The sequence below is a fragment of the Cupriavidus sp. 21MJTG02-4 genome (genome assembly GCF_057798975.1).
Genome location: NZ_JBYOJP010000009.1, coordinates 207101 through 228257 on the forward strand (window position 1 = coordinate 207101; position 21157 = coordinate 228257).

A 21157-nucleotide genomic window follows, 5' to 3' on the forward strand; every position below is an offset into this window, starting at 1 on the left:
GGCGAACGGGTACCCGACCTTTCCGGGCGCCGTCGCCCCGCCGCAGTTGCGGGGGGCGCCAGCACGAACTCGTGGCTGCTGGTATCGACGCGCGAAACCCGATATTCGATGCGCTCGTCGTGATACGACGAGGCCACCCTCAGGATCTTCAGCAGCGAAGTGCCGACCGGCACGCCCAGCAAGGCCTCGTCATCCTCGTCGGCCAGCGCGGAACGCATGCGCTCCTCGGTGCGGATGATGTTGATGCCGAATGCATCCTGGTAGAAGTTGTACAGCGTGTTCGGGCGCTCGCGCAGCTGCTTTTCCGTCAGCGTCTTGAAGCGTTCTTCCGGCACCGTGATGGCGTCGATCATGACGGGCTTGCCTTCGAGCGACAGCACGTTGGTGAAGCGGAACACGGCTGCGCCCACTGCCAGCGCCAGCGCGGCGGCCTCTTCCTTGTCCGCCTTGGCCCGGCGGAACCTGGCCAGCTGCACGGTCGGAAATTCACGATGTCCGTCCTGCCGGACGATGCGGAAGAAGCGGAAAAAATGGTCTTCCTGCCGATGCGTGGCCACGAAGGTGCCGCGGCCCTGATGGCGGATCATGATGTTCTCCGCCACCAGTTCGTCAATCGCCTTGCGCAGCGTGCCGATCGACACGCCGAAGCGCTCGATCAGCTTGCGTTCGGACGGAATGACCTCGCCCGGCTTCCACTCGCCTTCCGCCAGTGCGGCGAGTATTGCCTGCTTCACATCCTTGTACAGGACACCGCCGATGGCGCTGCCTGCGTCAAATCTCGCGCCCACGTTAGGATCCCCTGAGATAAGCGTGCCGGGCGGCCCGGACGGCCGCGCCATGCAATTCCGATAAAACAAGGCCGGATGATATCAAGCCGCTGCCCGGCGGCGCCGCCCTTGCGCGCCTATTCGACCCGTATCTGCTTCTCCTCGATCAGCTTCGCCCAGCGCGTGACCTCGGTATTGAAGTACTCGTTGAACGGGGGATTCTGCGGCGCCGGCGTGAAGCCCGCCGCCACGATGCGCTCGCGCATGGCGTCGGTCTGCACCAGGCGCCCGACCGAAGCGGCGACCTTCTCGACGATGGGCCGCGGGGTTCCCGCCGGCATCATCAGGCCCGTCCAGTTCTCGACGATGAGTTCCGGGAACCCGGCTTCGGCCACGGTCGGGACATCGGGCAGTTGCGGATGCCGCTCACGCGTCGTGACCGCCAGCGCGCGCAGCTTGCCGCCCTTCACATAGGCGATGGATTCCGGGAAATTGGAAAACACCACGTCGAGCTGGCCACCGATCAGGTCCGTCATCGACGGCGCGCCGCCCTTGTACGGGACATGGGTGAAACTGGCGCGGGTCTGGCTTTCGAACAGTGCCAGCGTCAGGTGCGGCGGCGTGCCGTTGCCGCTGGAGCCGGCATTGAGCCTGGCCTTCTGCGCCGCGGCGGCGAGATCCTTCATCGACTTGACCGGCGAATTCGCCGGCACGACCACCAGCATCGGCGACGACGCAATGCGCACCACCGGCACCAGGTCCTTCTGCATGCTGAACGGCAGCTTCGGGAACAGGGTCGCGTTGGAAGCATGCGTCAGCGTGACGGCCAGCCAGGTGTAGCCATCCGCCGGCGACTTGGCGACCTGGTCGGCGCCGATATTGGCATTGCCGCCGGGCTTGTTGTCGACCACGATCGGCTTCTTCCACTCCTCCGACAACTGCTGGCCGACCAGCCGCGCCATGATGTCCGTCAGCCCGCCGGCCGAGAACGGCACCACATAGCGAATCGGCTTGTTCGGATAGTCATTGGCGGCCGGGACCGGAACGCTTCCCTGTGCCGCCGCTGGCGAGGGCGCCAGCCACGCGAACGTCGATACTGCGGACAACGCTACAAGCGCGCGGGCAGCCAGCCTGAACGCCGGGCGAATCGAGCCTCGATGCATGGTGTGTCTCCGTTGGGGGTCGCCGGCCCGCTTCCTGGCGGGTCCGTTGTCGATGGGGAATAACCTACGCTTTCACCTCCTCGCCGGCGAGCGACAGCAGTTCGGCCAACTGTGCTTCCGGTACTTCAATGCCATGTTCCTGCGCTTCCGACTGCAGCGTGTAACGCCGCGCGCCAGGCAATCGCGTGCCCTCATCGCCCAGCATCGCCTGCATCAGCGCCTCGACCCGTTCCCCATAGACATCCGATCCCGCGAACGCGCCCGGGTCAAGTACAAGGAACAGTTGCCCGATGCGCGGCCGGTTGCCTGCATCGGTGAAGAACGAATCCGCTTCCGCGCCAAACTGCGCGCCGGCGAGCGTAGTCACCAGCAGTTCCACCATCAGCGCCAGCATGGCGCCCTTGACGCCGCCGGCAGGCAGCATCGAGCCGCGCAGCGCCGCCTGCGCATCGGTGGTCGGCTGCCCATCTTCGTCGAGCGCCCAGCCGAGCGGAATCGGCTTGCCCTGCCTGGCCGCGACCATGATCTTGCCGCGCGCGACTTCAGACAGCGACAGGTCGATCAGGACCGGCTGCCGGCCCGGCCGCGGAAACGCTGCCGCAATCGGGTTGGTGCCGAACAGCGGTCGCTTGCCGCCCCAGGCCGGCATCGCCGCCGGCGAATTGCCCATTGCGATGCCCACCATGCCCGCGCGGGCCACGGTATCGAGCGGCAACCCGGCGGCGCCGAAGTGGTGGCTGTTGGTGACGGCGGCGACGCCCACGCCGGTGTCGCGCGCGCGCCGCATGGCCTCGGCGATCGCCAGCTCGCAGGCCGGAAAGGCAAACCCGCTCCCGGCATCGACCAGCGCCGCGCTGGCACGGACGCTGCGCACCACTGGCACCGCCTGCCCGTCGACACGGTCATGGCGCAGGTGCCCGACGTACATCGGCACACGCGACACGCCGTGCGAGGCCAGGCCCATGGCATCGGCCCGCACCAGCGCCGCCGCCGTGGCCTGCGCCTGCAAGGCGCTCGCTCCGGCCCGGCGCAAGGCGGCCCGCGCCAGCGCTTCCAGCTGCCCCATCGGGACTCGGCTCATGACAGGGTCTCCAGCGTTTGCCGCACCTGCGCGGCGATCATCATCGACACGCGGGCATTGGCCTCGCGCGTGACGCCGCCGATATGCGGCGTCAGCACCAGGTTGGGCACGCCTGCCAGCACGCTGTCCGCGGGCAGCGGCTCGGCTTCAAACACGTCGAGCGCGGCGCCGCCCAGGTGTCCGTCGCGCAGCGCGCGGGCCAGCGCGGCCTCGTCCACGACACCGCCGCGCGCCGTGTTGATGAGCACCGCCCCGGGCTTCATGGCGGCAATGCGCGGCGGATTCATCAGGTGCCGCGTGGTGGCCACCAGCGGGACATGCAGGCTCACTGCATCGGACCGCGCCAGCAGCGCATCCAGTGCAACGCCTTCCACCCCGGTGGCGGACCAGACCGCATCGTCAGCGGACAGCATCGGGTCATGCGCCACCACCTGCATGCCGAACGCCTGCGCGAGCGCGGCGGCCTGGCGGCCGATATCGCCGAAGCCGACCAGGCCCAGCGTCTTGCCCAATGCCTCGCGCCCTTCCGACAGGCGCGCACGGGGCCACTTGCCATCGGCCAACTCCGCGCTGCTGGCATAGGCGCCGCGCAGCAGCATCGCGGCCGTGGTCACCACATATTCGGCCACGGAGCGCGCGTTGGCGCCCGAGGCCGGAATCACGCGGATGCCGCGGTCGCGGCACGCCGCGACGTCGATATTGTCGAGCCCGACGCCAAGCCGCCCGACCACGCGCAGCGCGGGTGCCCGCTCCAGCAGCGCCGCGTCGACCTGGGTGCGGTTGCGCACGATCAGCGCATCGGCCCCGGGCAGCGCGTCGAGCAAGGCGCCGCGCTGGTCCACCCAGCCCGGCTCGTAGCGCACGTCGAAGCCGGGCGTGAGCGCCTGCACCGCGGCCGGGTCCATGAACTCGCTGATGCAGATGCGCTTCATCATGCGGACTCGTGGATGCGGGTCAGCACGAACTCGCGGTGGCCGAGCGCCTCGGCTGCCGTCCAGCGGCCATTGACCGTTGCCAGCATGCATTCGAGCAGCTTGTCGCCGGTCTGGTCCAGCGTCTGCTCGCGCTGCAGCAGGCCGGAGCAGTCGACGTCCATGTGCTCGCTCATCAGCCGCACCGTGCGCGGGTTCGCGCAGAGCTTGATCACCGGGACAATCGGGTTGCCGATCACGTTGCCCTGGCCCGTCGGGAAGAAATGGACGACGTATCCTGCGGCGGCGCACAGCGTCACCATCTCGGCCGCCGCGGACGACGAATCCATAAACCACAGGCCCGGATGGGTCGGCTCCTCGGCCTTGTCGAGCACGCCGTCGACCGTGCATTTCTTGCCGATCTTCTGGATATTGCCGAGCGCCTTCTCTTCGATGGTGGTCAGGCCGCCGGCGATATTGCCCTTGGTCGGCTGCGACTCGGACAGGTCCGAGGTCTTCCAGCGGTCGATCATGCCCTGGTAGCGCTCGAACATGGCCATGAACTCGTGGCGCACGTCGTCATTGGCGCAGCGCGCCGCGACGATATGTTCGCCGCCGGTCAGCTCCGAGGTCTCGCCGAACACCAGCGTGGTGCCGAGCGGATGGAGCTTGTCGAACGCGTTGCCCACGGTCGGATTGGCGCCGCAGCCGGACGTGGTATCCGACTCGCCGCACTTGGTCGACACCCACAGGTCGCCGATCGGGCATTCCACGCGATGCAGCGCGGTGGCGTACTGCACGAATTCCTTCGCCGCCTTCGAGGCCCGCATGATGGTCTCGTGATCGCCATGGCCCTCGATGCCGAAGCCGACCACCGGCTTGCCGGTCTTGGCGATGCCATCAACCACGCGCTTGGTCCAGCCGTCCTCGATGCCGATCACCACCACCGCGGCGACGTTCGGGTTGCTGCCCGCGCCGATCAGCGTGCGGAAGTGCAGGTCCAGGTCCGGCCCGAACTGCAGTCGGCCGTACGGGTGCGGAATCGCCATGGTGCCCTTGATTGCGACGGCCACGGCCTCGGCGGCGGCATTGGAGAGGTCATCCAGCGGCAGGATGATGACGTGGTTGCGCACACCCACGCGACCATTGTCGCGGCGGTAGCCCCAGAAGGTGGTGTTTTGGTCGATCACGGACATGGCGTGGCCCTCGGATTTGGAATGGATAGTGGTGGATTCGGGACGGCGGCGCGGCGGCTTACCAGCGCTTGGTCTTGATGTTGTGGACGTGGGCGTGCTCGCCGGCCTTGATCGGGGCCACCACCTTGCCGATGTCGACGCCGTACTTGAAGACGGTGTCGTTGGGGGCCATGTCGCACAACGCCACCTTGTGGCCGATGGGAATCGGCTGGAGCGCCGTCACCGTGACGACCTTGTCCTCATCCATGATCCACGCATTCAGCCGGGTACCCGCCTGGATGCCTTCCACCACAGCCACCGCGACGGTGTCCTTGGCGTCATGCAGCACGACATGAATCATTTTGTTGTCTCCTGGGTTGTGGGGTGGTTTGCGGGATTCATCTTAGGAGACGCTCTCGTCCATGTCAACTAGCTCATATATATGAGTTGGATGAATAGGGAGTTTGCCGACAGGGTGTCGGAGGTGCGTGTGGTCGCAAAGTGGTTCGCACTGCATTCGGCAGCCAGCGAACGATCAAGAAAAGGACAGCGGCAAGTCCCGGCCGCGGACACCGCCGCCGTTCTTGCCGGATACTGTCGTGACTACGGTCCGGCTTTGCCGAACCGATCTCCGTCCTGCAAGGCTTCACGAACGCAGCCGGAAAAATACATCACAACATGATATATATTTAACGATGAAGGGATGCTGTCGGCGCTGTGGCGCGGGGCGTGCAGGCTGACTGCCATCAAGGGGAACGGCAATGCCATTGTTTTCACGCATCCTGCTTTGCTATGACGGATCACGCGATGGCCGGCGGGCGCTTCGCTACGGCGCCGATCTGGCGCGGCAGCTTGGCGCGGAGGCCCACCTGCTGGCGGTGCTCGAGCACGCTTACTGGATCCAGGGGTTCGATGCCATGGCAGGCGACGCGCAGATGGTCGAGGAACAATCCGCCCGGAGAATCCTGCGCGAAGGTGTCGACCGGCTGCGGGCATGCGGCATCGAGACCACCGGGCATTTTGCGACCGGCATCCCGATCGACCAGATCGCCCGCATGGCCAATACCTTGCACGTCGACCTGATCGTGGTGGGGCACAGCCGCTGCGGCGTGCTCAAGCGATGGTGGGCGGGCAATGGCAACGGCCTGCTGCTGGACAAGGTTTCCTGCAGCGTGCTGGTGGCGATCGACCAGGGCGAGCCGGAGGGCGGCGATGGCTGATGCCGGCGCGTCGGCCGCTGCGTACAGAACCTTGCAAGCAGCGTGTCCACGCACCGGAGCGGTGAGACGTTGTGGATGACATGGGGGCTCGGCGAAACGAGCGCCGCATCGCATCCGATCAAGGAGGAACTGACATGCTAGTGACCCTTCATTCGACGGCGGCGCCGGATATCTCGATGCTGCGCGACCTGGCGCAATACCTGCTCGGCATCCTGGGCAAGCGCATCGGCGAGCGCGGCGTCATCGCGGCCGAGGAACTGCCCGAGGCCATCTGCAGGCTCGAAGCGGCGATCTCGGAAGACAAGGCGCTTCATGCCCCCGACGACGGCGCGACTGGCCATGCCGACCGGGACGACCGCAAGCCCATCATGCTGTCGCAACGCGCCTACCCGCTTCTCGACATGATGCGGGTCGCGCAACGCGAGCACGCCGATATCCTCTGGGGGGTGTGAGCCCCCCGGCCAGGACCCCGCGCGCTAGCGCCCCGGCTGCCTGATCTGCACGCCGGTCAGGTCCGGCGCCGCCAATTGCGGCGACGGGCTTCCCGTGACCTTGCCGAAGCGTGGATCGCCGTTGTTCCAGTCCCGCGCGGCCGCTTCGATTTCCGCCTGGTTGCGCGCGACGAAGTTCCACCACACCAGTATGTCCTCCGCGAACGGCGCGCCGCCGATCACCAGCAGGCGCACCGGCCCTGAGCATTGCACGTCGAGCTGCGCCCGCCCGGTGCCCAGGTAGAGCAGCGTATCGGCCGCCAGCGTCTCGCCTTCGATCCGTGCCTCTCCGCTCAGCACGAGCACGGCGTGCTCGAACCCCTCGTCAAGCGGCAACGATGCCTGGGCCGCCCCATCGGCCGTGAGGTCAAGCCCGGTCAGCGGGGAAAACACCTCGACCGGCGATGTTTCGCCGAAAGCCGTCCCGACCAGCACCGTGACACGGAACCCGCCGTGCGCGGTAACCGGCAGTTCCGGATAGTTCCTGAACGCCGGCTTGCCATGGCGCCGGTCTTCGGGCAGGGCAATCCACAGCTGCGCCGCATGCAAGCCGCCGCCCTGCGGCGTGACGGAGTCCTCTGCGTGAGAGATGCCGTGCGCCGCCGTCATCAGGTTGACCTGCCCCGGTCGGATGACCTGCTCGGAGCCCAGGCTGTCCCGGTGCATGACCTCGCCCTCGATCATCCACGTGAAGGTCTGCAAGCCGATATGCGGATGCGGGCCGACGCGCAGGCCATCGCCGGGCCCGAACACGATCGGGCCGGCATGGTCGAGGAAACACCAGGCGCCGACCATGCGGCGCTGGCGGCTGGGCAGTGCGCGATGGATGGCCAGTTCGCCGACCTCGGCCTTGCGCGTCGCGATGCGCTCCATCACGGGGTTGCCGGGGCACGGCGGGCAATCGCTGGACCGGGATACGCTGCGGTCCGCTGTGACATCACTCATGGCATTTCTCCTTGGTTCTTTCGGGACCACGCACTTACCCAAGCTCCTGCGTGATGTAGAGATAAAACCCCCGCGCCATTTCCGCCTCGAGCCTGCGGTCTGACAACCGGTACGTACCGGACCGGTTGACCAGCGTATAGACCAGCGTTCCGACCATGGCCTGGTAGGCAAAGCGGATGCGCGTTTCCAACTCGGGCGAGGCGCCCTGCGGATGCAGTCGCGCCAGGCGCGGCACCACCAGTTCCACGTAGTCCTGGTTCATGCGCTTGAGCGGGTCTTCGCCGGTAATGGCGCGCTCGATCAGCGACGCGCGCAGCACGCCCTCGTTGCGGTACGCCCACATGCGGTTGTTGCGCGCGAGCGATTCCACCACTTCGCGCAACGTCATCTGCCCGGCATCGAACAGCGCGACACGCTGCTCCATCCCTTCGCGCAACTGCGCCACCAGCAAGGTCTGCAAGGCACGGAAGTAACTCTCCTTGCCATCGAAGCGGCTGTAGAACGCGCCCGTGGTCACGCCGGCATGGGCACAGATGTCCTGGATCGGCACCTGGTCCAGCGTGCGGTCGCGCAACAAGCGGCGCCCGGCTTCCAGCAAGCGCTCGGTCGTCTTCTTGCCGCGCGAGTATCGCGGTACCGCAAAACCTTCCTGTCCTTCCAGGGGCGTAAGGGCTTGTTTCATCGTGGCCGGAATCTTGGTGTCCGTGTTTTCCCAGTGTTGACAAGCTTAACAGGCGTCTTTAGTCTTAAAAACATAATCAAGATTATGAATTCAAGGACGTGCCGACCAGGTGCGCCATTGACGCCATCAGGGAGAACAACAAACGTGGAGACAACGCCTGTGCAGGCTGAGGACATGCTGTCCCCGGGCCTGCATTGCATCGCGCGCCGCATCGACGAGCGCGCAACGGGCATCACCGCCCTGCGCCGCCTGTCCGGCGGCGCCAACCAGGAAACCTGGTCCTTCAGCATCGAATGCCCTGAAGGTTCCGCGCCGATGATCCTGCGGCGCAGCCCGCCGCAATCGGCGCGCCCGGCCGGCAGCGGCTCGGCCAGCTTCACCGGCATGGCCGCGGAAGCCGTACTTCTCGAGCGCGCCGCGCGGGCCGGCGTGCCGGTGCCGGTGGTGCGCGCCGTGCTCGATCCGGCTGACGGCATCGGGGACGGCTTCATCATGGATTTCGTGGCTGGCGAAACGCTGGGCGGACGCATCGTGCGCGATCCCGCACTGGCCCATGCGCGTGCCAGGCTGGCCTGGCAGTGCGGGCATGCGCTGGCCGGCATCCACAACATCCCGCACGCGGAATTGCCGCCGCTGCGCGAAGCCGCGGCCGCCGAGGAAGTGGCGAACTACCTGGCGCGGCACCGTGCCGGCGGTTCGGCCAAGCCGGTGTTCGAACTGGCCTTCCAGTGGCTGCAGCGCCATCTGCCGCCAGCGCCCGCGCGCAAGGTGCTGGTGCATGGCGACTTCCGCAACGGCAACCTGATGGTCGGCGAGGACGGCCTGCGCGCCGTGCTCGACTGGGAGCTGGCCCATCTTGGCGATCCGATGGAAGACCTCGGCTGGCTGTGCGTCAATTCCTGGCGCTTTGGCCACACCAGCCTTCCCGTAGGGGGCTTCGGCACGCGCGAGGACCTGTTCGCGGGTTACGAAGCCGGCGGCGGCACGGTGGATGCCGCGCGCGTGCATTTCTGGGAGGTCTTCGGCTCGCTCAAGTGGGGCATCGGCTGCGAGAGCATGGCGCAGGCCCCCGCCGGCGGCGCGCCACGCACCGTGGAGCGCGCGGCCATTGGGCGGCGCAGCTCCGAGACCGAGATCGACCTGCTGAACCTGCTGGCGCCGCGCCGTGGAGCACGCTGATGCAAGACACGCCCAACGCCGTTGACCTGCTGCAGTCGGTCACCGCCTTCCTGCGCAATGCCGCGATCCCGAAGCTCACGGGACGCGAAGCGTTCGATGCGCGCGTGGCCGCCAACGTGCTCGATATCGTCGAGCGCGAACTGCGGCTGGCCCCAGAGGCAAACGCCGCAGAACACGAACGCCTGCGCCTGCTGCTCGGCGCGGACGGCACGCTTGAAGCGCTGAACCGGCAACTGTGCGAAGCCATTGCCGCCGGCCACATCGACCTGGACACGCCCGGCCTGACCGGGCATCTCTGGACTGTCACCCTGAACAAGCTCGCCATCGACCAGCCTGCCTACAGCAGCTATCGCACGGCATTGCAAGCCATGGAGCAATGAATGGATTTCCAGCTTCCCGCGGAACTCGTCGCCTACCTTGAAGAACTCGACCGCTTCATCGAAGCGGAGATCCAGCCGTTGCAGGCCGAGAACGACAACCAGCGCTTCTTCGACCACCGCCGCGAGTGGGCCCGTACGGACTTCGACAACCAGGGCCTGCCGCGGCCCGAGTGGGAGGCGCTGCTGGCCGAGGCACGCCGCCGCGCAGACCGTGCCGGCCATCTGCGCTTCGCGCTGCCGTCCGAATACGGCGGCAAGGGCGGTGGCAATCTCTGGATGGCGGTGATCCGCGAACACCTGGCTGCAAAGGGACTGGGCCTGCACAACGATTTGCAGAATGAGCATTCGATCGTCGGCAACAAGCCGTTCGTGCTGGTCATGCGCGACTATGGCACCGACGCGCAGAAGGCGTTTTTCATCCCGGGCATGCTCGATGAAACCGTCAAGCTCGCCTTTGGCCTGACCGAGCCGGAGCATGGGTCCGACGCGACGCACATGGCAACGCGCGCCGTGCCGGAAAAGCGCGATGGCATGGACGGCTGGCGCATCGACGGCGAAAAGATGTGGACCACCGGCATGCATACCGCTACGCATTGCGTGGTCTTTGCGCGCACCAGCGGCGAAGACGGCGACGCGCGCGGCATCACCGCCTTCCTGGTTCCGTCCGACACAGCCGGCGTGCGCGTGGAAGAGTACCTGTGGACCTTCAATATGCCGACCGACCATCCGCGCGTGAGCTTCACGGGTGTGTGGGTGCCCGCAGACGCCGTACTCGCGAAGGCCGGCGCCGGGCTGTCCGTAGCGCAGCACTTCGTGCACGAGAACCGCATCCGCCAGGCCGCCGCAAGCCTGGGCGCAGCGGACTACTGCATCCGCGAAAGCGTGCGCTATGCGCGCGAGCGCAAGCCGTTCGGGCAGGAACTCGCGCGCAACCAGGGCATCCAGTTCCCGCTGGTGGAGTTGGCCACGCGTGCGCAGATGCTGCGCGCCTTCATCCTCCAGACCGCATGGGAGATGGACCGCATGCCGAAGAAGGAAGTGGAGAAACAGCTGTCGGACAAGGTCTCGATGTGCAATTTCACCGCCAACCGGCTGTGCTGCGAGGCCGCCGACCTGGCCATGCAGGTGCATGGCGGCATCGGCTACTCGCGGCACAAGCCGTTCGAGCATATCTACCGGCACCATCGCCGCTACCGCATCACCGAGGGCTCGGACGAGATCCAGATGCGCAAGGTGGCGGCTTACCTGTTTGGCTATATCAGCCGCGAACCGCACGCGTGAAAGCTGCGGCGTCAGTTGCGGGATCCGCTTTGGGAGGGACGTACGCGGCGGGTCAACTGACTGGCTTGTCGTGCTTGGCAGACGCCGCTGTTTCGCCGGCGTAGCCGGCGAGTTACTTCTTGTCCAAGCGACAAGAAGTAACCAAGAAACGCGTTTACTTGCCCTAACGGGCGAATATTGATCGTAGCGTGCGGAGAATTTCGTACGGGTATTCGCTTCAGAGTCTGCCCGGCTGCCTGCCGCGTGGAGCGCGCCCGTCTGCAGGCTCTCCAACAATGATTGAACGAGCCCCGAACCTGTCCGTGGCCCGACACTGCCACCGTTATCGCATCATCGCCTTCGGCTGCTGCGCGGCTCAGTAGTCGGCAGGCGGGACGACATCAACGGCACGCCAAGCCCCGCCAAAAGAAGCGGCGGTGGAACCAACCCCTCAGTTCCACCGCCGCCTCCCTACTTCCCTTCAAACCCGGATCGCTTTACACCGTTGCAGCCGTCCCCAGGATCGCCGTCGCCTGGCTGGACAGCGTACCGCCGTTGCCATGGACCACCGCGACTTCGGCGTTCTTGACCTGGCGGTCACCGCATTCGCCCCGGAGCTGGCGCACGGCTTCGATCGTGATGAACATGCCATACATGCCCGGATGCACGCATGACAAACCGCCACCGTTGGTGTTCACCGGCAAGCGGCCGCCCGGCGCAATGCCGCCGCCGCTGACGAACTGGCCACCCTCGCCCTTCGCGCAGAAGCCAAGGTCTTCCAGGAACAGCAGCGTATTGATGGTGAACGCGTCATACAGTTCGGCCACGTCGACATCCGAAGGCTTGAGGCCGGCCATGGCGAATGCGCGCTCGCCGGATTCCTTGGCCGCCGTGACGGTGACGTCCGGCATGCACGAGATCTGGCGGTGCCACGTCGCGGTGGCGTTGCCGAGCACGTAGACCGGCGGCTTGGCCATGTCCTTGGCACGATCGGCGCGGACCATCACGTAGGCGCCGGCACCATCCGTCACCAGGCAGCAATCGCGCACCGACAGCGGGTCCGACACCATGCGCGCATTGAGCACGTCGTCGATGCTGAGCGGATCGCGCATCTGCGCTTCCGGGTTGAGCTGCGCCCACTTGCGCGCGGCCACGGCCACTTCGGCAAGGTGTTCGCGCGTGGTGCCGTACTGATGCATGTGGCGCGCGGCGGCCAGTGCGTACGACGTGATCGGGCTCAGCGGCTGGTACGGGTTTTCGTACGGCTGCGGATCGAGCACCGCGCGAACCTTGCCGATGCCGGCGCGGCCCACGGTCGAAGTGCGCTGGTTGCTGCCGTAGCAGACCAGCACCGCGTCGCACAGGCCGGCTTCGAGCGCCATCATGGCGGGCAGCATGTGCGAGACAAAGCTCGAGCCGCCGATCATGGTGCTGTCGAGGAACTTCGGCTTGATGCCGAGGTACTCGGCCACCGGCATCACCCACATGGTGGCGCCGACGCTGGCGGTGGCGATGCCGTCGATGTCGCGCATCGACATGCCGGCATCCTTCACGGCTGCCTTGGCGGCTTCCACCAGGATTTCCATTTCAGTCTTGCCATGGGCTTCGCCCATGCCGGCCTGGCCGACGCCAACGATGGCGACGCTGCCGCGCAGAGAAGACAGACTCATTTTGCTTGGCCCTCCACCGGATCGAACACGACGAGAGCGGGCTCGCCTTCTGCCTTGCCAGGCGCCACGCGCGCCTTGACGCGCATGCCGATGCGCACGGAGGTCGGAGCGATGCCCTCGACCCGGCTCATCATGCGCACGCCTTCGTCCAGGTCGACCAGCACGATGTTGTAGTCACCGCCGGCTTCGGGCTTGCGGCGGATCACGCTGGTGGAGTAGACCGTGCCGGTGCCTTTCGGATCGGCCCAGTCGAGCGCGTCTCCGCCGCAGTGCGGACAGATATTGCGCGGGAAAAATACGTGCTTCTTGCAGTCCTGGCAGTGCTGGATGCGGAACTGGCCGGCCGCGAGCATTTCCGCGTAGACCTTGTCCGGACCCGCTGCCGCTCCTTGTTGGGGCATGGTGTCTCCTTCACAAATAATGCCGCCATGGGGCTTCCATGGCACAGCTGCCAGATTGCCGCACTATGCGCGGTGCAGCAATTCGCATCTGCCAAAGGCAGGATTCCCGAATGCGGAAATCCCCCTTGCAGGCACGCCGCGCTTCAGATGACCAGCTCGATCAGGAACGGGCCCTTGCGCTGGTTGGCCATGCGGAACAGGTCGGCGAAGGTCTCCATGTCGTGCGCGCGCGCGCCCTCCACGCCCATGCCGTTGGCCATCTGCACCCAGTTCAGGTCGGGGTTGCCGATGTCGAGCATGTCGAGCGCGGTCTTGCCCGGGTTGGCGCCGACACCGGCCAGTTCGCCGAGCAGGATCGCGTACTTGCGGTTCGCCAGCAGCACGACCGTGACGTCGAGCTGCTCGCGTGCCATGGTCCACAGCGACTGCAACGTGTACATGCCGGAGCCATCGGCCTGCAAGGCGACGATACGGCGGCCCGGCGCGGCCACGGCGGCGCCGGTGGCAAGCGGCAAGCCCGCGCCGATGGCGCCGCCCGTGAGCTGCAGCCAGTCATGGGGCGCGGCATTCACGGTGCCCGGATAGAAGGCCCGTCCGAAGCTGACGCTCTCCTCAACGACGATGGCCTGCTCCGGCAGCAGCGCCGTCAGCGTCTTCGCCACGGCTTCCGACGTGACCGCGCCGCGTGCAATCTCCGTCGGCGCCACGGGCGTCGATTCCAGCAACGCCGCGTGCCTTGCGCCGACCTCATCGGCAAGCCGGGCCAGCGCATCCGCGAGATCCTCTTCCGGCCGTGCCAGCACGTGCACGACCGCATCTTCCGGATACGGGCGCGGCGACTTGCCCGGATAGGCGAAGAACGTCACGGGCGGCTGCGCACCCACAAGGATCACGTTGCGGATGCCGGCCAGCCGGTCACGGGCCACGTCGCCGGAATAGGGAATGCGATCCACCGCCAGCCGCCCGCGTCCGCGCGACACGCGCGCGTTCGACATGGGCGTGATCAGCCGGGCCTGCGTGGCCGCGGCAATGCGATGCGCGTCGGCGAGCGGCGCCTCACGCAGCGCGGTGCCCGCCACCACGATCAGGGTCGGCTGCCCGGAACGCAGCACGCGCGCGGCGTTCTGCACGGCATCCGGCGCGACCTTCGGCACGGACAACGCCGGCAGCGGCGCGGCCACTTCACCGCCGGCATCCCAGCACACGTCCGACGGGAGGATCAGGCTGGCGACGCCGCCCGGCGCGGCGCACGCGGCCTGCACGGCCGCCGCGGCATCGGCGCCGACCGACGCGGCGCGCGTGGCCGTGCGCGTCCACACCGAAACCGGGCGGGCCCAGCCTTCGGTGTCGGCGGTGAGCGGTGCATCGAGCGGCCGGTGATACGTGGCCTGGTCGCCGATGATGTTGACCACCGGCGTCTGCGCGCGGCGCGCGTTGTGCAGGTTGGCCAGGCCGTTGGCCAGCCCCGGCCCGCAATGCAGCAGCGTGGCGGCCGGCTTGTCGGCCATGCGTGCGTAGCCGTCGGCGGCACCGGTGACGACGCCTTCGAACAGTCCGAGCACGCAGCGCATGCCGGGAATGCGGTCGAGCGCCGCCACGAAGTGCATCTCGCTCGTGCCGGGGTTGGCAAAGCAGGTGTCGACGCCGCTGGCCAGCAGGGTCTTGACCAGGCTTTCAGCGCCGTTCATTGCTTGGGAGGTTTCCATCGATCGGGTTCCGTGATTCAGGACGGGTTGGCATCAGGCTGCCGCCCGGAAGCGGCCAGCAGGTCGAAATCGAGGCAAACGAATTCGGTCGGGAATTCAATGCGGGCGTAGTAGACGACCACGTCATCGACGCAGGCATAGCGGCGCAGTTCTGCGACCGGCGCGCCCACGGCAAGGTCCAGCGCGACCGCGGATTCCGCCCCGGCCGCGACGATGGTCAGGCGCTGGCGCGCGGCGCTGACCTGCAGGCCGGGAAAGCGGTCCAGCACCTGCACCGAGGCGCCCTGCCGGAACGCCTCCGGCTCGCGCGCAAACACCTCGGCCTCGATGTAGACCTGGCAGACGGCAAAGGGCCGCCCTTCCACGCGATGCAGGCGACGCAGGAAATGGTATTCGGCGGCATGCCTGCCGCTGCAGGGCAGGCCCAGGTCGGCGGGCAGCGCCACGTTGCCGCCGGACTCCACCAGCGCCTCGGTATCGATGGCATCGCCGATCGCAACGGCCTCGTCCCAGCTGGTGGAGAGCGAGATACGCCGCTGTGGCCGCCGACCCGCCTTGACGAAGGTGCCGCGGCCACGCGAACGCTCAAGCAGCCCTTCCTCATCCAGCATCGAAAGGGCCTGGTGCATGGTCATGCGCGCCACGCCGTACTCGCGGCACAGCGCCTCCAGCGACGGGATCTGCGCGCCGGGTCCCCATGCCCCACTTTCGATCCGGCGACGGAAGATGGTAGCGAGCTGCAGGTAGACCGGCTGGCGGCTACGGGAAAGAAGTTCGGTCGATGGGTTGTCCGGCATGGGCTGGCAGGCTGACGTGCCCGTTTCAATGACTGTCCGTGGGGACCACTGCGTCCTGAACAGCATGCCGAACTCTATAAAGGTCTATAAACCTAGACTACTAGGGTTTACCGCCACCCAGTTCAACCGATCTTCCCGCGCCACTGCTCATTTGTGGTTTTCGCGCATCATGTTTCATACCGGCTAGCAGTGGGTCATTAATGTGTCAACTCGCACATTCATATTTTGTAATCAACCGTAATACTTTGGGATAATCGCTGGCCGATCAGGCGATAGTCGATATCCCGTTCGTCAAGCCAATGCGCTGCGCGACCCGGTTTTTCGAACAATCATGAGTTTCTAATTTTTTCCCGCGTTTCTGGCTCCGCGCGGGATTTCCCGAGTCAAAGTGGAAGAATTTTCAACGTATTCGCCCGAGGCCGCTGAGGCGCGGCCCTCGGTTTATTTCGGTGTTTTCCAGACATGGTCACAAACCCTGCAGGAACTGGGCGCCAGCCGGATCCTCGCACTGGCCGTGCTTTGCCATGTCGTTATCTGGACACTATTGCCGAGCCTGCTGCTGAAGAATGCGTCACTCGACATCATCGAGGCGCTGGCGTGGGGGCATGAATGGCAACTCGGGTACGAGAAAGATCCACCGCTCTGGCCGTGGGTCACCGAAGCCCTGAGCGTGTGGCCGGGCAAGAATCTGGGGGCCTGTTATCTTGCCGCGCAACTCTGCATCGGAACGGTATTCGTCGCCGTGTGGCAGCTGGGGCGACGCATCACGACCAAGCGCGAAGCGCTCCTCGGTGTCCTGTTGCTGGAAGGGGTCTATTACTTCAACTTTCCGACGCCGGAGTTCAACGACATTGTCCTGCAGATGCCGTTCGGCGCCCTGTTTGGCTGGCTGTTGCATCGCGCCCTGACGGATAACCGCCTGCGCGACTGGTTCCTGTGCGGGCTCGTCGCTGGCCTGGGACTCTGGGCACGCTATTCGATGGGGGCGTATCTCTTTCCCATGGCGATGTTCGTGCTCGCGCACCCGCAGGCCCGCCGTCGCCTTGCCGAACCGGGTCCCTGGGTGCTGGTATTGACCGCGCTGCTGACCTTTCTTCCGCACATGGCCTGGATCGTCGATAGCGGTTTCATCTCGATCGAGTATGTGGCCAGGCGAGCCCCGGAGGTCGGCACGGGCACCTACCTGGTCAAGCTCGCTTCATTCATCGGCGCGCAACTGGCGGCGATCATCCCGATGCTGCTTCTTGCGCTGATGCTGTGGCGCTGGCGGCCCCGGGCCGCAACGCCGGCGACCCCGCCATCGGAAGCGGCCAAGTTCGACTGGGCCTATCTTGTCGCGCTGGCGCTGGGACCGATCCTCTTTTCCATTAGCCTGTCGGCCATCACGCAAAGACCGCCGCGCGTCATGTGGGCGGCGCCCCTGCTGTGCTTCGTGGGGTTGCTGATTGCCACCTCGATCCGCCCGGTGTTGACCACGGCGCGGCTGCGTACCTTTGGCCGCGCATGGATCGTGGTCCTGCTGCTTCCCGCGTTGCTGTTCGCGCTGGATCAGCTCGGCCGGCCAGCCCTTGCCGGCAAGGAGAACCGCACGCATTTTCCCGGGCGACAGCTCGGCGCCGAAGTGACCGAGCGCTGGTTCGCCGCAACGGGAAAGCCGCTCCGGTATGTGATTGGCGACACCTGGTACGCGGGCAATGCGGCGTTCTATTCCGACGACCGCCCGTCGGCCCTGTTCGTGCACGGCGGCTATCGCTTCAATCCGTGGGTCACTCCGGAAGACCTCAGGAAGGCTGGCGCCGTCGTGGTCTGGGACGCGGAGAACGAGGGCCCCGGCATTCCGCCAATCATCGCGGAGCAATTTCCGGCGGCTGCCCTGCAGCCGGATGTCCCGGTCCAGGGACCGGCCGAGACCCACAAGGTCGGCGTCGCGATCCTTTTCCCCAGCTAGCGTGACGAGCGAAGGACGCAAGGTCCTTCCGCTGCTGCCCGGTCGCGCGCCACCGGTTTAAACCCGGGAAATCTCGACGTTGCGTGCGGACGGTCTTCCCGCGCGCACCACACCGTCGATCCCGCATCCAACGGCTGGCCACGTCCTCGCACCTGGCGTTGTCGTGCCAGTGCAAAAGCCACCACATCCTCGCGCCAACTCCATGCGGCAAGCGGCCAGAATGCGTTATGCCCCGACCTTCCCCGGGACAGGCGCGACTGCCGCGTTGCAGTCATTTCCGGAGTCAATCCATGTTGATGCGAGACGTGATCCCCCAAGTGCTGAACCGCGGTACTGCCATGCTGACGCAGGACCTGCTGGAGACACCCCCGCAGAAGACGTTCCACCATGCCATCGATATCTATCTCAAGGATTCCAATGCCTTCATGAACACGTACTTCGCCCGCTACTTCGAATGGCAGGGCATCTGCCGCGAACGCTGGTTCCACGAATGCATCCACGACAACCTGCTGGCCACCGGCGGCGTCTTCGTGACCAAGCGCGCGCACCAGGAGTATGTCGAGGAGACGTTCCCGTTCCAGCGCGTGGACTGCTACCTGAACACGTTCCAGGTCAAGCAGTGCTCGGCCTACCTGCTGTTCCGCTTCTGCGTCGGCGGCAAGCCCGTTTCACTGGGGTACCAGCAGATCGTATTTGCCGACAAGGACAAGCGGATCAGCCGCTTCCCGCACGGCATCATCGAGCGCGTCAAGGAATATGAACTGGTCCTGCCGGCACTGGCCAGCTAAGACCTGCTAGGGATCCGTTGCAGCCCGCGGCCGGCACGGCGCGGGGTGCAACGCAAGCCCACGCCGGATCGGGTCAGCCGGCGGCGCTGGCGCGCAGGCGCCCGTCCGCCATGGGCGTGAAGCGCGGCAGCCGCAGCGTGAAGGTGGTATGCGAACCAGCCACGGACTCGCACTCGATGCGCCCGCCAAACGACTCGATCGCGCGACGGCAGAAGGCCAGGCCCAGGCCAGCGCCGGTGCCATGCGCCTTGGTGGAGAAGAACGGATCGAAGATGCGCGGCAGGACGTTGGCCGGAATGCCGGAGCCGGTGTCGCGGAAGCGCACCACGTGGAAGGGTCCTTCGGCGGAACCAACAATGTCGATATGGCCGTCGCCGCGCGCGCGGATGGCATGCAGCGCATTCTTCAGCAGGTTGAACAGGACGTACACCAGCAGCGTGTCCGAGCCCACGAAGCGCCAGGCATCGTCGATGCCGCGCACCTGCACGCAGGCGCGGTCTTCGTCCTGGAACGGATAGCGCTCGAGCGCGGCGCGCACGCAGTCGCCGATGCCGTGGGGCGCGAAGGTGCTGCGGTCCAGGCGCTCGAGCGTGACCGAGGCCAGTGCCATGTCGATGACCGTGCTGGTGCCATCGACCTCGCGCGTGATCGCGCCCACCAGGCTGGACACCCGATCGAGTTGCCCCGGGCGCATGCGGTCTTCGCACAGCCCGTGTTCCACGGCGAGCCGGTAGCCCTGCAGCACCTCGGGCCACGTCCGCGCCATCTCCTGGGCCTGCATGCGGATGGAAGCGAGCGGCGTGCGCACTTCATGGGCCACCGTGGCGGCCAGCGAATACGGGTGCATCAGGTCGTAGCGCACCACGCTGACCGCGAGAATGCCAAGGCTCAGCGCCACGAACACCACGCCAGGCGGATAGAAGGCATAGCCGTAGTTCGCCGCGTAGTCCACGGCGGCCAGCGAGTAGAGCATCACCGCCACGAGGCACAGGTTGTAGCGCTTGCGGCGTTCCGCGGTCGCGCTCCGACGCGCTTCGACCAGGATCCAGGCACTGCGCAGCGCCACCAGCACCGTCTGCAGCAGATGCAGCGGATGTAGCGGCCCGGCCTTCGGGTAATCACCGAAGAAGTACGTGTAGTAGCCCGCCACCACCTGGTCGCTGGACAGCAGCAGCATGGCCAGCAACAGGCTCATGCCATAGGACGCGAGCAGGATCGGCCGCTCCTGGCGCCGCTCCGTCACCTCGGCGAGGAAGTGGTAGTACGTGGTCGGCAGAAACAGGATGAACAGGTAGCCAAGCCGCGCGAGCAACGTGGCCACATCGGGGTGTTCGGCCTGGAACAGGAACACCCAGGTCCCCTGCCAGGCAAAGGTGGTCACGCACAGCAGAAAGAACGACGCCGACACGCGCGTGACGCCCTTGGTCACCAGCACATAGAGGCCGTAACCGAGAAAGATGGACGAAACGAATGCGGGCAGGACGGCGTACATGCGTGGCGCGATGAGGGGGTGTCCGCGAAGCAACGTGACATGTTAAGTCGAGCACGCTTGCGGCGTGCATCATTTGATTGCATTCAGAGCTAACTTGCGCTTAACGCATCCCCTACCACCCGGGGGTTCCCAAAATGCCGCGCGGCGGCCGGACGCTTTCGCATCCGGCCGCCGCACCGGTCAGCAGGGCCGACGCCTACCAGCGCGCGTCGTTTTCCCAGGCCTTCATTTCTTCTTCGGCACGTTCCTTGGTGTAGCCATAGCGCTCCTGGATACGGCCGGCGAGCTGGTCACGCTTGCCGTTGATCTGCGTGATGTCGTCATCCGTGAGCTTGCCCCACTTTTCCTTGATCTTGCCCTTGGCCTGGTCCCACTTGCCCTCGATCTGATCCCAGTTCATGTGGTGCTCCTTGTGTTCGTCGATATTCCGCGGTGGCGGCGGCGGGTGCTGGCGTCTATGCCGGGCGCCTTAGCGGCTGTACTTGGCCTTCACATCGGCCACGCACTTGTCCTTGCTGTCGCCGGTCATGGCGTCGCAACGCTCCTTGTCGGCCTTGTAAGCAGCATCCGTGGTGTCCTTGCGGGCATCGCGGCGGGCCTCGGCGACATCGGTGCGCGTACCGGTGACGGCGGCCTTTTCTACCTTGGCTTCACCCAGGGCCTTTTCATGGGCAGTCTTGGCGTCCTTCTTGCACACGTCCTTGTCGTTGCCGGACTTGTCGTCGCACATTTCCTTGGCGACGTCATAGTCGCGGTCGGCCTTGGTCTTCAGGGCCTTGACGCGTGCCTTTTCCGTGCCGTCGCGCCGGGCCTCGGCATCGGCCTTGGCCACGTCATGGTCGCGCTTGGCCTCGGCCTTGCACACGTCCTTGGCGTTGCCGCTCATGCCGTCGCACTTGCCCTTGGCTGCCTTGTAATTGTCGTCGGCCTGCTTGACGGCCGTGTCGTAGTCGGCCTTCGACCCGGCTGGATGGGTCTGGGCCAGGACATAGCCTGCCGGGACGGCAAGCGTCATCGAACACACTGCAGCTGACAGCCATTTCTTCATCATGTCGGGCTCCTTCCACGTGAATGATTGGCGGGATTGCCGTCGCAGCTGAC

The 21157-nt window shown here is 66.1% G+C and carries 21 protein-coding genes and 1 pseudogene; 7 read left to right on the top strand and 15 right to left on the bottom strand.

Features of this window, described 5'->3' with window-relative positions; genetic code table 11:
• Positions 1-50: 50 nt before the first annotated feature.
• The 6 genes and pseudogenes from AC3FKH_RS19500 to AC3FKH_RS19525 form a co-directional block, all read right to left on the bottom strand.
• Positions 51-788, bottom strand: a pseudogene (locus tag AC3FKH_RS19500) (GntR family transcriptional regulator); the annotation flags it as partial.
• A gap of 116 nt (positions 789-904) precedes the next feature.
• Complete coding sequence (locus AC3FKH_RS19505; protein ID WP_488677466.1) at positions 905-1930, bottom strand: Bug family tripartite tricarboxylate transporter substrate binding protein; 1026 nt, start codon at positions 1928-1930, stop codon at positions 905-907.
• A 64-nt stretch (positions 1931-1994) separates the two neighbouring features.
• On the bottom strand, positions 1995-3011 hold the full coding sequence (locus AC3FKH_RS19510) for an Ldh family oxidoreductase (protein WP_488677467.1): 1017 nt from the start codon (positions 3009-3011) through the stop codon (positions 1995-1997).
• Complete coding sequence (locus AC3FKH_RS19515) at positions 3008-3943, bottom strand: hydroxyacid dehydrogenase (RefSeq protein WP_488677519.1); 936 nt, start codon at positions 3941-3943, stop codon at positions 3008-3010. The genes AC3FKH_RS19510 and AC3FKH_RS19515 overlap by 4 nt, the downstream gene beginning before the upstream one ends.
• Positions 3943-5118, bottom strand: coding sequence for a UxaA family hydrolase (locus tag AC3FKH_RS19520; protein WP_488677468.1), 1176 nt, complete (start codon positions 5116-5118; stop codon positions 3943-3945). The genes AC3FKH_RS19515 and AC3FKH_RS19520 overlap by 1 nt, the downstream gene beginning before the upstream one ends.
• Before the next feature lie 58 nt (positions 5119-5176).
• Positions 5177-5458 carry a UxaA family hydrolase gene (locus AC3FKH_RS19525; protein WP_483712250.1) on the bottom strand — a complete coding sequence of 94 codons (282 nt, stop codon included), beginning with the start codon at positions 5456-5458 and terminating at the stop codon, positions 5177-5179.
• A gap of 400 nt (positions 5459-5858) precedes the next feature.
• Here AC3FKH_RS19525 and AC3FKH_RS19530 point away from each other — a divergent pair, with 400 nt between their 5' ends.
• Both AC3FKH_RS19530 and AC3FKH_RS19535 read left to right on the top strand, forming a co-directional pair.
• On the top strand, positions 5859-6317 hold the full coding sequence (locus AC3FKH_RS19530; protein ID WP_488677469.1) for a universal stress protein: 459 nt from the start codon (positions 5859-5861) through the stop codon (positions 6315-6317).
• A gap of 134 nt (positions 6318-6451) precedes the next feature.
• A complete protein-coding gene (locus AC3FKH_RS19535; protein ID WP_488677470.1) occupies positions 6452-6769 on the top strand; it encodes a DUF1840 domain-containing protein in 318 nt (105 codons plus the stop codon).
• 24 nt (positions 6770-6793) lie between these two features.
• On the opposite strand, the gene AC3FKH_RS19540 is transcribed toward AC3FKH_RS19535, so the two are convergent.
• Together AC3FKH_RS19540 and AC3FKH_RS19545 are read right to left on the bottom strand one after the other, a co-directional pair.
• Entirely contained in the window at positions 6794-7753 is a 960-nt protein-coding gene (locus AC3FKH_RS19540; protein ID WP_488677471.1) for a pirin family protein, read from the bottom strand.
• Between the two features lie 34 nt (positions 7754-7787).
• Positions 7788-8435 carry a TetR/AcrR family transcriptional regulator gene (locus tag AC3FKH_RS19545; RefSeq protein ID WP_488677472.1) on the bottom strand — a complete coding sequence of 216 codons (648 nt, stop codon included), beginning with the start codon at positions 8433-8435 and terminating at the stop codon, positions 7788-7790.
• 144 nt (positions 8436-8579) lie between these two features.
• On the opposite strand from AC3FKH_RS19545, the gene AC3FKH_RS19550 reads away from it, so the two are divergent.
• Genes AC3FKH_RS19550 through AC3FKH_RS19560 form a run of 3 tightly spaced genes read left to right on the top strand, consistent with a single transcriptional unit; the run spans position 8580 to position 11275 of the window.
• Positions 8580-9614, top strand: a complete 1035-nt coding sequence (locus AC3FKH_RS19550; protein ID WP_488677473.1) for a phosphotransferase family protein — start codon at positions 8580-8582, stop codon at positions 9612-9614.
• Entirely contained in the window at positions 9614-9994 is a 381-nt protein-coding gene (locus AC3FKH_RS19555) for a DUF6285 domain-containing protein (RefSeq protein WP_488677474.1), read from the top strand. Before AC3FKH_RS19550 ends, AC3FKH_RS19555 begins: the two co-directional genes overlap by 1 nt.
• The gene (locus AC3FKH_RS19560; RefSeq protein WP_488677475.1) at positions 9995-11275 is read left to right on the top strand and encodes an acyl-CoA dehydrogenase family protein; all 1281 of its coding nucleotides are present in this window, start codon (positions 9995-9997) and stop codon (positions 11273-11275) included.
• Between the two features lie 476 nt (positions 11276-11751).
• On the opposite strand, the gene AC3FKH_RS19565 is transcribed toward AC3FKH_RS19560, so the two are convergent.
• From AC3FKH_RS19565 to AC3FKH_RS19580, 4 genes are all read right to left on the bottom strand, one after another.
• On the bottom strand, positions 11752-12924 hold the full coding sequence (locus AC3FKH_RS19565; RefSeq protein WP_488677476.1) for a thiolase: 1173 nt from the start codon (positions 12922-12924) through the stop codon (positions 11752-11754).
• On the bottom strand, positions 12921-13325 hold the full coding sequence (locus AC3FKH_RS19570; RefSeq protein ID WP_488677477.1) for a Zn-ribbon domain-containing OB-fold protein: 405 nt from the start codon (positions 13323-13325) through the stop codon (positions 12921-12923). Before AC3FKH_RS19570 ends, AC3FKH_RS19565 begins: the two co-directional genes overlap by 4 nt.
• 143 nt (positions 13326-13468) lie before the next feature.
• Complete coding sequence (locus AC3FKH_RS19575; protein WP_488677520.1) at positions 13469-15013, bottom strand: acetolactate synthase large subunit; 1545 nt, start codon at positions 15011-15013, stop codon at positions 13469-13471.
• A gap of 35 nt (positions 15014-15048) precedes the next feature.
• On the bottom strand, positions 15049-15828 hold the full coding sequence (locus AC3FKH_RS19580; RefSeq protein ID WP_488677521.1) for a GntR family transcriptional regulator: 780 nt from the start codon (positions 15826-15828) through the stop codon (positions 15049-15051).
• Between the two features lie 544 nt (positions 15829-16372).
• Here AC3FKH_RS19580 and AC3FKH_RS19585 point away from each other — a divergent pair.
• Together AC3FKH_RS19585 and AC3FKH_RS19590 are read left to right on the top strand one after the other, a co-directional pair.
• The gene (locus tag AC3FKH_RS19585) at positions 16373-17776 is read left to right on the top strand and encodes a glycosyltransferase family 39 protein (protein WP_488677478.1); all 1404 of its coding nucleotides are present in this window, start codon (positions 16373-16375) and stop codon (positions 17774-17776) included.
• A 290-nt stretch (positions 17777-18066) separates the two neighbouring features.
• Complete coding sequence (locus AC3FKH_RS19590; RefSeq protein ID WP_211947521.1) at positions 18067-18564, top strand: acyl-CoA thioesterase; 498 nt, start codon at positions 18067-18069, stop codon at positions 18562-18564.
• 73 nt (positions 18565-18637) lie between these two features.
• Here the strand turns inward: AC3FKH_RS19590 and AC3FKH_RS19595 are convergent, their stop codons facing one another.
• The 3 genes from AC3FKH_RS19595 to AC3FKH_RS19605 all read right to left on the bottom strand — a co-directional run bounded on the left by AC3FKH_RS19595 (position 18638) and on the right by AC3FKH_RS19605 (position 21107).
• Positions 18638-20056, bottom strand: a complete 1419-nt coding sequence (locus AC3FKH_RS19595) for a sensor histidine kinase (protein ID WP_488677479.1) — start codon at positions 20054-20056, stop codon at positions 18638-18640.
• A 196-nt stretch (positions 20057-20252) separates the two neighbouring features.
• A complete protein-coding gene (locus AC3FKH_RS19600) occupies positions 20253-20456 on the bottom strand; it encodes a CsbD family protein (protein WP_488677480.1) in 204 nt (67 codons plus the stop codon).
• 69 nt (positions 20457-20525) lie between these two features.
• The gene (locus AC3FKH_RS19605; RefSeq protein ID WP_488677481.1) at positions 20526-21107 is read right to left on the bottom strand and encodes a hypothetical protein; all 582 of its coding nucleotides are present in this window, start codon (positions 21105-21107) and stop codon (positions 20526-20528) included.
• Positions 21108-21157: the final 50 nt, after the last annotated feature.

Bases quoted from the DNA above. Each gene is read 5' to 3' on its own strand.
- AC3FKH_RS19505 (WP_488677466.1), bottom strand. From the start codon at position 1,930: ATGCATCGAGGCTCGATTCGCCCGGCGTTCAGGCTGGCTGCCCGCGCG.
- AC3FKH_RS19510 (WP_488677467.1), bottom strand. From the start codon at position 3,011: ATGAGCCGAGTCCCGATGGGGCAGCTGGAAGCGCTGGCGCGGGCCGCC.
- AC3FKH_RS19515 (WP_488677519.1), bottom strand. From the start codon at position 3,943: ATGAAGCGCATCTGCATCAGCGAGTTCATGGACCCGGCCGCGGTGCAG.
- AC3FKH_RS19520 (WP_488677468.1), bottom strand. From the start codon at position 5,118: ATGTCCGTGATCGACCAAAACACCACCTTCTGGGGCTACCGCCGCGAC.
- AC3FKH_RS19525 (WP_483712250.1), bottom strand. From the start codon at position 5,458: ATGATTCATGTCGTGCTGCATGACGCCAAGGACACCGTCGCGGTGGCT.
- AC3FKH_RS19530 (WP_488677469.1), top strand. From the start codon at position 5,859: ATGCCATTGTTTTCACGCATCCTGCTTTGCTATGACGGATCACGCGAT.
- AC3FKH_RS19535 (WP_488677470.1), top strand. From the start codon at position 6,452: ATGCTAGTGACCCTTCATTCGACGGCGGCGCCGGATATCTCGATGCTG.
- AC3FKH_RS19540 (WP_488677471.1), bottom strand. From the start codon at position 7,753: ATGAGTGATGTCACAGCGGACCGCAGCGTATCCCGGTCCAGCGATTGC.
- AC3FKH_RS19545 (WP_488677472.1), bottom strand. From the start codon at position 8,435: ATGAAACAAGCCCTTACGCCCCTGGAAGGACAGGAAGGTTTTGCGGTA.
- AC3FKH_RS19555 (WP_488677474.1), top strand. From the start codon at position 9,614: ATGCAAGACACGCCCAACGCCGTTGACCTGCTGCAGTCGGTCACCGCC.
- AC3FKH_RS19560 (WP_488677475.1), top strand. From the start codon at position 9,995: ATGGATTTCCAGCTTCCCGCGGAACTCGTCGCCTACCTTGAAGAACTC.
- AC3FKH_RS19565 (WP_488677476.1), bottom strand. From the start codon at position 12,924: ATGAGTCTGTCTTCTCTGCGCGGCAGCGTCGCCATCGTTGGCGTCGGC.
- AC3FKH_RS19570 (WP_488677477.1), bottom strand. From the start codon at position 13,325: ATGCCCCAACAAGGAGCGGCAGCGGGTCCGGACAAGGTCTACGCGGAA.
- AC3FKH_RS19575 (WP_488677520.1), bottom strand. From the start codon at position 15,013: ATGAACGGCGCTGAAAGCCTGGTCAAGACCCTGCTGGCCAGCGGCGTC.
- AC3FKH_RS19580 (WP_488677521.1), bottom strand. From the start codon at position 15,828: ATGCCGGACAACCCATCGACCGAACTTCTTTCCCGTAGCCGCCAGCCG.
- AC3FKH_RS19590 (WP_211947521.1), top strand. From the start codon at position 18,067: ATGTTGATGCGAGACGTGATCCCCCAAGTGCTGAACCGCGGTACTGCC.
- AC3FKH_RS19595 (WP_488677479.1), bottom strand. From the start codon at position 20,056: ATGTACGCCGTCCTGCCCGCATTCGTTTCGTCCATCTTTCTCGGTTAC.
- AC3FKH_RS19600 (WP_488677480.1), bottom strand. From the start codon at position 20,456: ATGAACTGGGATCAGATCGAGGGCAAGTGGGACCAGGCCAAGGGCAAG.
- AC3FKH_RS19605 (WP_488677481.1), bottom strand. From the start codon at position 21,107: ATGATGAAGAAATGGCTGTCAGCTGCAGTGTGTTCGATGACGCTTGCC.